Here is a 13,712-nt window from a genome sequence, read left to right as displayed (position 1 = left end):
GTCCAGGGCCGGCGAAGCCCTCGGGATCACCATCGAGCCAACTTCCACCTGCCGACTGCCTCATCCCCACCCTGATGCACCAAACCACCCAATCGCCGCGAAATCATCCGATATGGCCATTCCAATCGGGATCACAAAACAGCACCACGGCTTTCATGGCCTTGTAATTCCTAATCATCGAAGGAAAATGGCCATCAACACGTCGATCGGTATTCGGGACCGTCCGATCGACGCTCCAGGCGAAGGACGGAACTCATCGAGAGGTTGATCAAGAAGCAAGGCACAAACCCGAACGGATGCGCCTAACCATGCAAAGACATCAGAGGGATAAGGATGATCATCCTGAAGGTCCCTGGAACCCTGGTATCCAGTCGGGCCTCACCCGTGAGCTGCTGGAGCTCTCCACCATCTTTCGGTCGGAGAACTCCTTCAGTGACATCACGCAAGCCACGGAACTCCGCGACGTCACCGGATTGCCTATCGAGGATCTGGCGATCTTCCGGCCGGAACGGCTGGCCTTGCACGAAGTGCTGGTGCGGGTCACGGCGGATTATGAAATACCCGACCCCGAGGACGCCAGCGTCAGCAGCCTGGGCATGAACCTGCGGCGCATGGCGCAGACGCTTATGTCGCTGGTCGTCGATCCGAACCGGTCCGAGATCAATGATCTTTACCAACAGGCGAGATCTGATCTCGATAACTTCATCAGGAGCGAATTAGCGGGTTCTTTCCGCCGCACCCGGGCAGGTCCCTTCAGTAAACAGGCCGAAGCTCCGCGCGGGCTCTGGGCATGGTTCCGCAAGCAGCCGACCGTTGCTGCGGCGCCTGTCGTGGAAAGCGAATGGGACCGCGACGAACGGGTCATCCTCGAGTGGAGCATGCGGGCACATACGAGCGAGACGGCGCTGGAGAAGGCCGCTTTTCGATCGCTCGTGAGGGTCGCTTCAGCGATCCGCCTGAAGCACGACCGCATCCTGGGGAACACACATTCCTCCCGTCTCTCGCTCTGGACCTCGCCTGCAACGACCATGGCGGCAGGGTTATCGGTCGATTCCTCGAGGTGAAAATCCGCGATACTGCGCAAAGCGAAGGATTTCGGCAACTCCCCGCCCAGGATCGGCCAGTCACCATGTTGACCAAGGGCGCGTCCGCATCGGGAAAAAGTACGATGCGGCCGCTGCAAAGGAAGCTGGCTGCGAAGATGGGGATACAGTGGAAAGACTTCGCGCTGATCAGTCCCGACACCTGGAGAAAGGCCCTGCTCGATTTCGAATCGTTGGGCCCACTGTACAAGTACGCTGGCATGCTCACGAGTCAGGAGGTCACGATCATCGATCGGAAGCTTGACGCTCACCTGGTGCGGACGGGCGACAAGCGGCAGATCTCGCACCTCCTGATCGACCGTTTCCGCTTCGACAGCTTCGCGCTCAAATCGGATGAGAGCAGGCACCTGCCGTCCCGCTTCGGTAATCTGCTCTGCTATCTGTTCATGGTGACGCCTCCCGAGGAAACGGTCGAGCGCGCCTGGCAGCGCGGCCTGGAGGTTGGGCGATACAAGTCCGTGGATGATTTGCTCGCGCACAACGTCGAGGCCTATACAGGAATGCAGAACATCCTGTTCGGGCGCGCACTTGCCCTGGACATGTCCGTTCACTTCGAGTTCCTCGACAACAGCGTCCCGCGCGGAGAGGTGCCTCTCACCGCCGCGTTCGGCTGGAGCGGCGAGATGAACATTCTGGATGTCCGGTGCATACTCAATCTGGAACGCTACCGGAAGATCAACGTCGATTCCAGGCGGCCGGAGGAGGTCTATCCGGACCAGGAGGCGATGGCCCCGGAAAAGAATGCGGGATATCTGGTCCGCTGTGTTCGGAAGTTTCCCCGGGTGAACTTCGCCGACCGCGGCACGGGGCGCGTCTACGCCCGCTTCGAGGCGGGACAGCTTCGATGGATCGATCCGGAGGCTCTGGCGAGCGCCAGTCAGGATGGCGAGGTGCAAGCCGCCCTACGCGCAGTCGCGCCGGATATGGCGAAAAAAGCGCCTTACCCTGCCACATCGCCTGAGTTTCTTCAGCCGGACCGCTTTCACACGATCGGCCGATGGGGCCAACGTGTTGCATAGAGAAGGAAGAGGCGAAGAAGTCTCTATTCCCCGCTCTTGATCAGGCGACGCGGACGGAGTTCGGGCATCCAAGGTCGAGCATTCGGTCGAGGACTTGGGCGGCGACGGCAACCTCGGTTGCCCTGGCCTCGTCGCTGTGGAAACGCAGCCCGTCACCGATGACCTGTTTCCAGCGCGCGAACCGGCCCTCGGCGGGGGCTCTTTCATTATGGTCGCTGTCGCGCTGCCAAGCCATCCGCCCTTTCCCGGCGATAGCCTGGATGTGGCCATCGCGCTGGGTGGGTTCGGTGTCAGCCATGGCGCTGAGCACGGCATCGGCGCGAGGTTGCGGCATGAGGACGAAATCCGGAGCATCGAAATAGGCCGTCCCTTACGCGATCCCATATATCCCTGCAACATGCCGGCCTACATCTCGTTCGGTGGAACCCGCGACGGCCAATTCCTATTCTCAGCCAAAACGTCCAGTGATGTAGTCCTCAGTCCGTTTGTCGCGTGGCCGGGAAAAGATCTGATCGGTTTCGCCGAACTCGACCAGGTTTCCCATATGCATGAAGCCACAATAGTTGGAAATGCGTGCCGCCTGCTGCATCGAGTGCGTGACGATGATGATCGAGTATGAGTTCCTCAGTTCGTCGATCAACTCCTCGATCCGGGCGGTGGCGATCGGGTCCAACGCCGAAGTCGGCTCATCCAGCAGGATCAACTCCGGTTCCGGGGCCAGCGCCCGCGCGATACATAGGCGCTGTTGCTGCCCACCCGACAATTCGTAGGCGGACGCATGTAGGCGGTCCTTCACCTCTCCCCAAAGGGCGGCCTGGACCAACGCCTCTTCGACGCGTTCCTCCAGCAGCGACCGCTTCTGAAAGCCGCGGATCCGCAAGCCGGCGGCGACATTCTCAAAAATGGATTTCGGAAAGGGGTTGGGCTTCTGGAAGACCATGCCGACCCTCAGGCGAACCACGATCGGGTCCGACTTGGGACCGACAATGTTGTCACATTCGGGCAACATGAGGATCTCGCCCTCGTACTTGTTGCCCGGATACAGGTCGTGCATCCGGTTGAAGCATCGCAACAATGTACTCTTGCCGCATCCCGACGCCCCGATCAGCGCCGTCACCTTCCGGTCTGCTACCGGAAGGTGAATGGAGTGCAGTGCTTTGAAGTTGCCGTACCAGAAGGACAGGTTGCGAACATCCACCCTGAGCGGTTCCTTCAACCGGTTCCTGCGGCGTTCTGCGATATCGTCGGGGCTTTCTTCACCGCGGTCGCGTTCGGCTCGCTGGCTTTGTTGTGGTGCCATCGGCTGCGTCATCGGCTCGACCATTCGATTATTCCTTGTTCCAAACGCTTCACGTTACAGAACTCCGTGAGGCGGCCTACCATGCCAGTTGTTTACGTAGACGGAAGCGGATCCAGATCGCGACCGCGTTCATGGTCAGGGTCATCGCCATCAGGACGACGCCGGTCGCCGCCGCGTTGATGTGGAAGCCCGGCTGGGGACGGGATACCCAATTGAACATCTGGATCGGCATGACCGTGAAGGGAGCGTTCAGCCAATCGAAGTTGATGAAGGGGAAATCGCCCTGGATGGGTGACGATGGCAGGAAGGCGATGAAGGTCAGGGCCCCGATCGTGATCACCGGCGCCGTCTCCCCAATCGCGCGCGCCAGTCCGACGATCGCGCCGGTCAGGATCCCCGGCCTCGCAGCAGGAATGATGAAGTGCCACATCGTCTGCCATTTGTCGGCACCGATCCCGTAGGCTCCTTCTTTAACGGCGAGCGGGATACTGCGCACCGCCTCGCGGGTGGAGACGATGATGACCGGAAGAATGAGTAGAGCCAGCACCATGCCTGCTACCAGGATGGTCTGACCCAAGCCCAGCATGTAGACGAACAATCCCAAAGCCAACAGGCCGTAGATGATCGAAGGAACGCCCGCCAGATTGCCCACATTGATTTCGATCAGGTTGGATACCCAGTTCTTCGGCGCATACTCTTCCAGGTAGAGCCCGGCGGCAACACCCAGCGGGATCGCCAGGAGCGCCGTCACGAACATGACCAGCGTCGTTCCAACCCAGGCCGAGAGAATTCCCGAATCGGCAGGCCGTCGCGAGGGAAAATTCGTCAGGAAATCGAGATCGATCCGTGTGATGCCGTCGATCGCCAGATCGACCAGCAAAGTGATCAGCAGCCCCATCGAGATGAACAGGACGATGACCCCGCCGACCGCGAAGATCAGGTCCTTCCGGCGCGCGCGGGCGACCAGGCGTTCGCGTTGGTGAGGGTCGATCCGGACCGACATCGACGACTCACGGGTATCTGTCGAAGCGGCCATCAGTAAACCTCGCGGAAACGGCGGCGGAGATAGAAGCCGGCGATGTTGAAGGCGAACGTCATCAGGAAAAGCGTCAGACCCGCCGCGAAAATCGTCTGATAGGCCAGCGAACCGTGGGGAAGGTCCCCGAGACTCATCTGCACGATATAGGCGGTGATCGTCGCGGCGCCCTCGAGGGGGTTTCCGGTAAGATTGGGGTTCTGGCCGGCGGCGATGGCGACCACCATGGTTTCCCCGACCGCACGCGACATCCCCAGGATGTAGGCGGCCGTGATGCCGGAGAAGGCACCGGGAACGATCACTCGGATGGCAGCCTGGAACCGGGTCATTCCCAGGGCGTAGGCACCCTCGCGCAGGGTCGATGGCACGGCCCGCATGGCGTCCTCGCTGACGCTGACGATGTAGGGCAGGATCATGATGCCGAGGACGATGCCCGGAACCAGGAGATTGAAGCCGCTCAGTCCGGGAATCAGCTTCTGGAACAGCGGGGTCAGAAGAAGCAGGGCGAAATAGCCGTAGACGACCGTCGGCACCGCCTCGAGGAGTTCGAGGAACGGTTTGACGGTCTCCCTGACGGCAGGGCGCGCATACTCGCTAAGGTAGATAGCCAGGATCGTTCCAAGAGGTATTGCGATAACCAGGGCAATGCCGGCCGCCCACAAAGTTGCGGTCAGCAAGGGTAGTATTCCATAGCGGGGGTTCGCGAAGGATGGCGTCCACTGGGTGTCGGTCAGGAACGTTATGATCGGTATCGTCGCAAAGAACGACCATGATTCCGAGACGAGGATGTAAACGATGGCAGTTGTCACGAATACGGATAGTGCGGCCGCAAGGAATAGGACGACATACATGCTGCTCGCAACCATCCGGCGCCATCGCAGGTAGCTGGGGCTGACAGCGAAGCGACCCGTCATACGATCGGGAGCTATGGAATTTTCCGCCATTGTTCGGACCCGATATGCAATAGGGGAACGCCACGGCAGCCGGAGCCGCCGTGGACGTGGATGAACCGGCAGTCAAAGCGGTTAGTCGGACCGGGGTGGTTCAGTTGGCGCCGCTGGCACTGACAAGATCCTCGATCTTGACACCGATCTTGGAGGATCCGCCGAAGAAGGTGCCGGTCGTCCGGGCTTCGAATTTCTTCATCGCCGCTTCCGCCGCTGTGGCCGGCAGTGGGACATAACCGACTTCGGTCACCAGTTCCTTCTGGTTCTCGGCATCGAAGATAAAGGCCGCGAATTCGCGGACATGTTCCTTCTCGTCGGCGCTCTTCTTCGAGATGTAGTAGAAGATCGGACGTGACAGCGGCTGGTAGCTGGCGTCCGCGGCGGTTTCGACGCTGGGGAGGACGCACTCGCCATTCGCCTGGCGGATAGCGACCGGCTTGATCCGCTCCATGTTTTCCGTCACGTAGGCCAAGCCGAGGAAGCCCAAGGCATGGACATCCGTGGACACGCCCTGCACGGTGATATTATCGTCTTCGGTCGCGGTGTAGTCGCCGCGGCTGGAATGCTCCTTGCCCACGACCGCGAAGGTGTAATAGTCGTAGGTCCCCGAATCGGTACCGGCTCCATACAGTGCAAGCGGAGCGTCCGGCCACTCTCCCCGGACCTGATTCCACCGAGTGACGGTTCCTTGCGCCTCCGGCTGCCACATTTTCTTCAAATCCTCGACGTCCGCGCATTCTAGCCAGTCGTTGTTCGGGTGGACGATGGTCGCGAGCGCGTCCAGGGCTACCGGCATCTCGATGTACTCGACACCGTTTTCCTGGCACTGCTTCATCTCGCTGGAGGAAATCGGCCGCGAGGCACCCGATATGTCGGTTTCGCCGCGACAGAACTTCTGAAACCCACCGCCTGTGCCGGACACCCCGACCGTGACACGGGTAGCGCCCGCCTTTTCAGACTGGAACTCCTCGGCCATTGCCTCGGAAATGGGGAAAACCGTGGATGATCCGTCGATGACGACGGTCGGCACGTTCTGGGCATTGGCGTCAGCGGCGATCAGCGTCGCGGCTGCCAGTGCGAAAGCGCCGGCGCAAGGGGTCAGCTTCACGATTCTCTCCTTGTATTCGTACATTCCCCCGGACAGCACCGCATTATCGCGGCGGCCCAACTCGCGCTTAAGATATGGTTAACGAATTGCTGGCTCATGACAGAAATGTTACAATTTCATGAAGCTCTCTCAATATCTCCCACGAATGCCAATAAAAGAGCAGTCTTACCGATAGTAGGGCAAAACAAATTGGCAGTATTTAAAGCAGCATTTAACTGCATTTGCCATCAAATTTCAGTGAATTGAGATCCAGCAGCTTTGCCAACCAGCGTGATACGCTGTCGCAGGAACTTCACATACCTGCAATCCCAATTTCATTAAACGCCGCAATGTTGAAGTCTCCGGGATAGCGATCGGACGGCCCCCCTTTTTGCCTGCGGGAGACGCCGGTTCTCAGCATGTCGCCTATCGGTGATACGGGAGCGCGTCGGGGCGGTGTCGAAGCGGGCGGACTTCTGGGCGAAGTCCAGAATTGATTCAGGGAGCGGGTAACAGCCCCGTCGAGCGGGCAGGAGCGGACTTCCTCATGAACCCGAGCCGTGTGTTTTCGAGGGAACAGCTGCTGGACGCCGTTTGGGGGCACGATCTGGGGGCACGATGTTTTCGTGGAACCGAGAACGGTGGACGTTCATGTCCGCCGACTGCGCAATGCGATCAACGGCGACAGCGAGAGTGATCTGATCCGGACGGTGCGCTCTGCGGGTTACGCCTTGGATTCACGTGGGCACCTTTGAGCACGACCGGAAACAACGGGCGGTCCTGGAAAACGACGGTTTTCCAGGCCTTCTTCGTTTTTGCCGAAGCGTTCGCGGCGTCTGGATGTGCGGCCCGGCTCGCCCTCCCTGTCCACACGTCGGACTTGCGTAAAAGAAATACCCCTTTCGTTGACGCCCTCCCCGGCATCCCATAAAATGCGGGGCAATCGGCTGCGTCCTGATCCCTGTTGCGATCACCCGCGAAGGCCGGTTTCGGGATTCTCCCTTCAGGGGACTGGCGCGGGACGGGGTGAGTTACCATGGCCGATGTGGATTTTCGCTTGGCCGCTCCCGACGTCCATCGGGGTGACGTCCGCGACGGGGCCGGCGATCCTCCCTCCGCAACGACCCTCCTCAAGGTCGCCCATGCCTTCAAGGTCTTCATCCCGGAGGTGAACGGCGGAATCCCGGAGGTCATGCGGCTGCTCGCCGCCGGCCTATCCGGGCGCTGCCGCTCCGAGGTGCTGGTCTCCCGGGTGAAAGGGCCCGGCGGGTCCGAACTGGTCGAGGGTATCGAGGTGCATCGGACCTCCGCGTTGCGGAGCGTCTGGTCGATGCCGATCTCCCTCGCCTATCCGGTGGATCTCTGGTCGACCGCCCGCCGGGTCGATGTGGTCGACTACCACGCGCCCTTCCCGCTGGTCGATCTGGCGGTAAGCCTGTGGTTCCCGCAACGGACGGCGCTTGTGGTCCACTGGCATTCGGAGATCGTGGCCCAGCGGCGCATTCTGCCGGTGGTCGGCCCCTTCATCCGCCGCGCGCTTCGGCGGGCCGACCGGATCATCGTTTCGGCGCCCGTCATGATCGAACAGTCGCCGTTTCTCAAATCCGTATCGGCCAAGTGCGTGGTGGTCCCCTACGGCATCGATGTCGACCGATGGACGAAGCTGAGCGATGCCCAGCGGCACCGGATCCAGGAGATCCGCGCGCTGCATCCGCGCCTGATCGTCGCGACCGGCCGGCTCGTGCCCTACAAAGGATTCGCCGTCCTGATCGATGCCATGCGCCGGGTGAAGGGCGACCTCGTCATCGTCGGGACCGGCCCGCTCGAAGAGCCGCTGCGGCGGCAGATCGCCGCTTCCGGCCTCCAGGACCGGGTAACGCTGGTCGGATATCTGGAGCGGCAGGATCTGCAATCCCTGCTTCACGCCTGCCGCGTCTTCACCCTGCCGTCGGTCGAGAAGAGCGAAACCTTCGGCATAGCCCAAGCCGAGGCCATGGCTTGCGGACGGCCGATCGTCAACACCAACCTGCCGACGGCGGTCCCCTGGGTCGCCCGCGACGGCATCGAGGCCCTGACCGTGCCGCCCGGATCTCCGGCCCGGCTGGCCGAGGCTCTCAACCATCTGCTCGACCACGAGGAAATGGCCGCCGCCATGGGGCGGCGCGGGCGCGAGCGCGCGGAATTCATGTTCAGCTTGAAGTCTTTCCTGGATCGGACCTTCGATGTGTATCGGCAGGCATCTGAGGAACAGCGACGGCACCGCTGATCGAAAAATGATACTGAACCGACAAAAATATTAAACTTTAAATTGCAAACTTGAATTCATGACTGCTCTTTCAGCAGAGATCAAGGCGGCGCGACACCATGAAGGTCATCCTCAACGTCGAATCGCTCGAACCGCCGGTCACCGGGATCGGCCGGTACACCTCCGAGATCCTGGCGGGACTGCTGGCCCGCGGCTTCGGCGACGATCTCCACTGCTTCTCGCATTTTCGATGGGTCGACTTGAAGCGGGTGATCCATGCTTCCGACGAGCAACCGGGAGAGAGCAGGATCAGGCCGCTCCTGCGCTCCCTGCCTTACGCCTACGAGATGCGCTTGCTCGCGCGGAACGCGGTCTTCCGGAGAAGCGCCCGCAAGATCAGGGGCGCCGTCTATCATGAACCGAACTTCATCCTGAAGTCCTTCGACGGCCCCTGCCTCGTCAACTGCCACGACCTGTCGCATATGCATTTCCCGCAGCACCATCCGCCCGAGCGGGTCCGCTACCTGGACCGGAACCTGGAAAAATCGCTGCGCCGCGCCGACCGGATCGTCACCCTCAGCGACTTCGTCAGGCGCGAGGTGATCGAGACCTTCGCCTTCGATCCCGCCGCCGTGGTGACCATACCAGTCGGCGTCGATGCACGGTTCAGGCCGTACGACGCCGACGAAACCCGGGCGGTGATGGACCGCCACGGCCTGCGGCACGGCCGCTATATCCTGTCGGTCGCGACCATCGAGCCGCGGAAGAACCTGCACGGGCTGCTGCGAGCTTTCATGCGCCTGCCTGCCGACCTGCGGACGGAGTTTCCGCTCGTCCTGTGCGGCGCCACCGGCTGGCGGGAAAGCCAGATGGAGCAGTCGCTTGCCGCACTGGCCCGGGAGGGCGGCGTCCGGCGACTCGGCTATATTCCCGAAGCGGATCTGCCGGTCCTCTATGCGGGCGCCGGCGCCTTCGCGTTTCCCTCCTTCTACGAGGGCTTCGGTCTGCCGCCCCTGGAAGCGATGGCGAGCGGGACGCCCGTGCTCGCCTCCAACACCGGCAGCATCCACGAGGTCGTGGGCAGGGCCGGGCTGCTGGTCGATCCCCATGACGACGATGCCCTGGCCGCGGGGCTGGAGAGGATCCTGACGGACCAGGAACTCCGCCGCTCCTGCATCGCCGCCGGGATTGAGCGCGCCCGCGGCTTCGGTTGGACCTCATGCGTCGACCGGACGATTTCACTGTATGAGGAGTTGCAGGCGGCGACGTCATGACGATTCGCCGACCGGCGGTCGGTCGAAGGATAAATGCCCATTTGGCGTTGGACACCGCACGCTTTCGGTCGTATCTTGCAATTGATCGCATTTTATAGATTTGGCGTCGCCTTTCCGGGTGACGCAGGGTCCGAAGGTTCTGCCATGGTTGTCTCCGCCGTCGATACCTCCCTGATGCGCTCAGCGCCGAAGGTGACGGAACTGGTCCAGCAAATGAAGCAGAACGTCCAGAAGTCGCAGGCCCTCATCGATCAGACCAACAACTCCACCAAACCGGTTCCCAAGGTCGACCAACTCAACAGCCAGGCCGCGGCGATCAGCCAGGGTTACAGGCAAGCGATCGAGGAAGGCAAGCAGGCGGCCAAGCCGCTGCCCAAGACCCAATCGCTGGTCAGCCAAGCCAGCGCCATCAGCCAAGCCTACCGGCAGTCCATCGAGGAGGGCAAGCAGGCGGCCAAGCCGCTGCCCAAGACCGAAGCCCTGGTCAGCCAGGCCGGGGCGATTTCCCAGGGCTACAAGCAGGCGGTCCAGCAGGGCAACGACTCCGCGAAACCGCTGCCCAAGACCGAGGCGCTCGCCTCCCAGGCCGCGGCGATCAGCCAGGGCTACCGGCAGGCGGTGGAGCAGACGAAGAACGCCATGAAGGCGCTGCCGAAGACCGAGGCGTTGACCCAGCAGACGTCGGCCGCCGTCAGCCGGATCGAGCAGCAGGCCAAGCAGAGCGCCGACGCCGCAGCCTCCGCCGGCAGCAAGGCCCGGGCCGCGGCTCCGCCAGGCGGCCAGGTGAACATGAAGGCCTGACCGGCCCGGAGCACCCGGAAGGCCGGGCGCCGGAACATTCGGAGTTCCCAAGCGGTTTCAGGATGGTCCGCAAGCCACCCGCGCCGTCCGACAGGAACCTTCCATGCCCTTGATCATCTTCCTTATTCTCGTCGTCCTGATCGCCATGTTCGGCTTCTGGGACACGCTGAGCGCCCTGTTGGGCAGTCTTCTGATGATCATCCTGTTCGCGGCCGCCGCGGCCGGCCTGGTGGTCCTGGCCGGGCTGTATGCGTGGCGCCGGATCAAGCGACGCGCCTGAACAGATCGTCCCCGACCCGGAGGCGGCTTTTCCGGGAGGCCACCGAACACCATATCAAGGTCCAGCGGCCGATTATCGGCCCAGGAGCGATCCCCTTGAATCGAAGACAGTTTTTTGGAGGCACCATGGCGATCCTCGGCGCAGGCGGACTGTTCAAGTCGCTGACCGGCGGCACGAACCAGGCATCGGCTACCCAGTTTCCGGTCCAGAAGGCGGATGCCGAGTGGCGCCAGCAGCTGACGCCGGAACAGTATCATGTACTCCGCGAGCACGGCACCGAGCGCGCCGGGACCAGCCCGCTCAATGCCGAGAAGCGCCCCGGCACCTTCGTCTGCGCCGGTTGCGGCCAGGAACTCTTCGCCATGGAAACGAAGTACGAGAGCGGCACCGGCTGGCCCAGCTTCTGGCAGCCTCTGGACGGAGCAGTGGAAACCACCGAGGACCGTTCCTTCTTCATGACCCGCACGGAAGTCCATTGCGGCAACTGCGGCGGGCATTTGGGCCATGTGTTCGAGGACGGACCCAAGCCGACCGGGCTGCGCTATTGCATGAACGGCGTGGCCATGGGTTTCCGCCCCGCCTGACGTCTCGATCCCGTTGCGGCGTGACCGCATTAACTATAATTAAAGAAACAATGTGATACGAATCCAAGCGTTCCGGTCCCGCGGAGGGGCTGCTGGCTTGGGTTCGTGTCATGCGCTTTCGGCGTGTCCTGTTCCACTGCCTTATCCTGACGGCGCTCTCCGGCTGCGCCCGGGGGCTCGTGACGGGCGACGGCATGGGTCGGCCCGCCGCCCTGGACGGACTGCGGGACATCGAGATTTCCGGGATCATCACCCAGGCAACCGCCGACCGGGTGCTCGACCAGTTGAACGCCGCCAGCGGTCCAGAGGTGCGGCTGCACCTGGACAGCCCGGGCGGCGACGTTTCGGCGGCCCTTCAGATACATGATAAGTTGCAGGCGGGGGACTGGACGGTCATGACCAGCGTCGCCGACACCGCGCAATGCATGTCGTCCTGCACCCTGATCTTCGCCGCGGGCGACCACCGGCTGGCGGGACCGAAGTCACGGTTCCGGTTCCATGCGCCACTCTATGTCGGCCGGCTCCCCTTGCCCCGGCCGGTCGTCGACCTGATTGAAGGCATGACCCGGCGCGGCATCGCCAACACCTATGCCAGCGTCTCGCCCGAATTTGCCCGTCATCTGGCCGATCCCGCAATTCGGGCGCTGTACTCCCGCCGGGGGCTGGCCCTCAGCGGCGCTCAGCTGGCGCAGCGCGGCGACGGTTTCTTCACGGGCCTGGCCGAGACGGGTCCCGCCCTGCTCAGTCGTCCATTACCCGTGCGGTATTGATCGCGTCGGAAACGCTGACGCCCTTGCGGATGATGTTGTCGACGATACGGCCCTGGACCAGGTGGATGCCGATCCTGTGGGCGAACAGCAGGCCGGAGACCGTGCCGCACCGGGCCAGGATGAAACGGCAATTGTCCTGGTTGTTGATGCGTTCCTCGAGATTGCGGTACTCGTTCCGGTCCATCTCCAGCATGTCCGGCGACCAGAAGACCTTGGCATAGTCACAGGCCATGTATTCCAGGTCCATGTGGGTGACCCAGAACGGCGTCAGGCCGTCGATGCAGATCGAGTAACCGCGGTTCCTGGCGAAATCGACGACCTCCCGGTAGAGGCTCTCGTTCTCGATCAGGTCGACCTTGTTGATCTCCAGCACCACGTTGCCGCGCAGCTCCGCCGTGAGCCGCTCATCGAACTTCACGAACGCCGCCGACAGGACGGTCGTAAGGTTGATATTGAGGCCGATCTTGTGGCCGCGGATGAAATCGATGCCGTAATTCAGCGTCTTTAGGATGGACTGGTCGAGATTCGAGGTGAAATAGTTGAACAGCCACCGGTTCGCGGTGATGTCGAACTCGGGGCTGAGCCTGTCCTCCACGCTCTTGACCGCGATGTACAGCTCGAAATACTCACGGTGGTTCCGGGCTTCCGGCCGGATGTCCATCACCGGCTGGTTGAGCATGAAGGGCGACAGGTCGAAGATCGCCATCTGGCGCTCGATCCGCGCCAGTTCCTCGAGGGTGATCGAGGGCTTGGTCCTGGCCTTTACGCCGTCCGGTCCTCCCGTGACATCCAGTCCTTCGATGAAGCGGATCACGTTCACGAAGTTGAGCGACAGCTCCATGATCGAATAGAGGCTGTCCTCGCGGTAGGGGTTCAGCCCCATCATCTGCGTTCGCGACAGCATCAGCCGCTCGATCTTCTGGCAGATATCGGTGATGGTCGAGAACTTGATCCCCTTGTAGAGGAAGATGATGTCTTCGTTCGACAGGCTGAAAAGCTGGAGGAAGGCCGAGTTCTCCGAGATTTCCTGCACGGCCCGGCGGATCACCGCGATGTCCCCAAGGTTCTTGTCTTTCAGCAGGGACAGGTGGAGGTGAACGAGGCGCAGCCCCTGCAGCTCGCGTTTGGCCGAGTGCAGCAAGGCCAGCAGCTTGGCATCGTCGTGCTGGGGCTTCGCCGGCGCTGCCGCCGGTTTCTCGCCAGGCTTGACCCGGCTCCAGTCAGATGCGGGACGATCCGTCTTGGCAGGCTTCATCATGGCGGAAA

The 13,712-nt window shown here is 62.0% G+C and carries 14 protein-coding genes and 1 pseudogene; 9 read left to right on the top strand and 6 right to left on the bottom strand.

All coding sequences use genetic code 11. From position 1 onward, the window contains the following. The first annotated feature begins 308 nt into the window (after nt 1-308). Both DPR14_RS00785 and DPR14_RS00780 read left to right on the top strand, forming a co-directional pair. Nucleotides 309-1,064, top strand: coding sequence for a hypothetical protein (locus DPR14_RS00785; protein WP_158043462.1), 756 nt, complete (start codon nt 309-311; stop codon nt 1,062-1,064). Continuing rightward, nucleotides 1,061-2,122, top strand: coding sequence for a DEAD/DEAH box helicase family protein (locus tag DPR14_RS00780; protein WP_192499206.1), 1,062 nt, complete (start codon nt 1,061-1,063; stop codon nt 2,120-2,122). Before DPR14_RS00785 ends, DPR14_RS00780 begins: the two co-directional genes overlap by 4 nt. Nucleotides 2,123-2,162: 40 nt before the next feature. Here DPR14_RS00780 and DPR14_RS00775 read toward each other — a convergent pair whose 3' ends face one another. The 5 genes from DPR14_RS00775 to DPR14_RS00755 form a co-directional block, all read right to left on the bottom strand. Next, nucleotides 2,163-2,456 (bottom strand): hypothetical protein, encoded by a 294-nt coding sequence (locus tag DPR14_RS00775; protein WP_158043460.1) that lies wholly within the window; start codon nt 2,454-2,456, stop codon nt 2,163-2,165. A gap of 114 nt (nt 2,457-2,570) precedes the next feature. After that, on the bottom strand, nt 2,571-3,446 hold the full coding sequence (gene pstB / locus DPR14_RS00770; protein WP_246148682.1) for a phosphate ABC transporter ATP-binding protein PstB: 876 nt from the start codon (nt 3,444-3,446) through the stop codon (nt 2,571-2,573). Nucleotides 3,447-3,498: 52 nt separating this feature from the next. Next, a complete protein-coding gene (gene pstA / locus DPR14_RS00765) occupies nt 3,499-4,458 on the bottom strand; it encodes a phosphate ABC transporter permease PstA (RefSeq protein WP_211103887.1) in 960 nt (319 codons plus the stop codon). After that, nucleotides 4,458-5,324 carry a phosphate ABC transporter permease subunit PstC gene (gene pstC / locus DPR14_RS00760; protein WP_211103886.1) on the bottom strand — a complete coding sequence of 289 codons (867 nt, stop codon included), beginning with the start codon at nt 5,322-5,324 and terminating at the stop codon, nt 4,458-4,460. The genes pstA and pstC overlap by 1 nt, the downstream gene beginning before the upstream one ends. Before the next feature lie 178 nt (nt 5,325-5,502). Further along, nucleotides 5,503-6,513 (bottom strand): PstS family phosphate ABC transporter substrate-binding protein, encoded by a 1,011-nt coding sequence (locus DPR14_RS00755; RefSeq protein ID WP_211103885.1) that lies wholly within the window; start codon nt 6,511-6,513, stop codon nt 5,503-5,505. A gap of 520 nt (nt 6,514-7,033) precedes the next feature. Between DPR14_RS00755 and DPR14_RS00750 the strand changes: the two are divergent. From DPR14_RS00750 to DPR14_RS00725, 7 genes and pseudogenes are all read left to right on the top strand, one after another. Next, nucleotides 7,034-7,247, top strand: a pseudogene (locus DPR14_RS00750) (winged helix-turn-helix domain-containing protein); the annotation flags it as partial. Nucleotides 7,248-7,528: 281 nt separating this feature from the next. After that, entirely contained in the window at nt 7,529-8,758 is a 1,230-nt protein-coding gene (locus DPR14_RS00745) for a glycosyltransferase (protein ID WP_158043458.1), read from the top strand. Between the two features lie 98 nt (nt 8,759-8,856). Next, on the top strand, nt 8,857-10,011 hold the full coding sequence (locus DPR14_RS00740) for a glycosyltransferase family 4 protein (protein WP_158043457.1): 1,155 nt from the start codon (nt 8,857-8,859) through the stop codon (nt 10,009-10,011). Between the two features lie 144 nt (nt 10,012-10,155). Continuing rightward, nucleotides 10,156-10,812 (top strand): hypothetical protein, encoded by a 657-nt coding sequence (locus tag DPR14_RS00735; RefSeq protein ID WP_158043456.1) that lies wholly within the window; start codon nt 10,156-10,158, stop codon nt 10,810-10,812. Between the two features lie 103 nt (nt 10,813-10,915). Next, the gene (locus tag DPR14_RS27060) at nt 10,916-11,092 is read left to right on the top strand and encodes a hypothetical protein (protein ID WP_192499204.1); all 177 of its coding nucleotides are present in this window, start codon (nt 10,916-10,918) and stop codon (nt 11,090-11,092) included. A gap of 125 nt (nt 11,093-11,217) precedes the next feature. Continuing rightward, nucleotides 11,218-11,676, top strand: a complete 459-nt coding sequence (gene msrB / locus DPR14_RS00730; RefSeq protein ID WP_158043455.1) for a peptide-methionine (R)-S-oxide reductase MsrB — start codon at nt 11,218-11,220, stop codon at nt 11,674-11,676. A gap of 110 nt (nt 11,677-11,786) precedes the next feature. After that, on the top strand, nt 11,787-12,446 hold the full coding sequence (locus DPR14_RS00725; RefSeq protein ID WP_158043454.1) for an ATP-dependent Clp protease proteolytic subunit: 660 nt from the start codon (nt 11,787-11,789) through the stop codon (nt 12,444-12,446). Here the strand turns inward: DPR14_RS00725 and DPR14_RS00720 are convergent. Beyond that, the gene (locus tag DPR14_RS00720; protein WP_158043453.1) at nt 12,418-13,704 is read right to left on the bottom strand and encodes an EAL domain-containing protein; all 1,287 of its coding nucleotides are present in this window, start codon (nt 13,702-13,704) and stop codon (nt 12,418-12,420) included. The genes DPR14_RS00725 and DPR14_RS00720 overlap by 29 nt on opposite strands. Nucleotides 13,705-13,712 lie beyond the last annotated feature (8 nt).

The organism is Skermanella pratensis, assembly GCF_008843145.1.
Classification (GTDB): Bacteria; Pseudomonadota; Alphaproteobacteria; order Azospirillales; family Azospirillaceae; genus Skermanella; species Skermanella pratensis.
The sequence above is the reverse complement of the archived record's forward strand: the minus strand, read 5'-3'. Positions and strand labels throughout refer to the sequence as shown.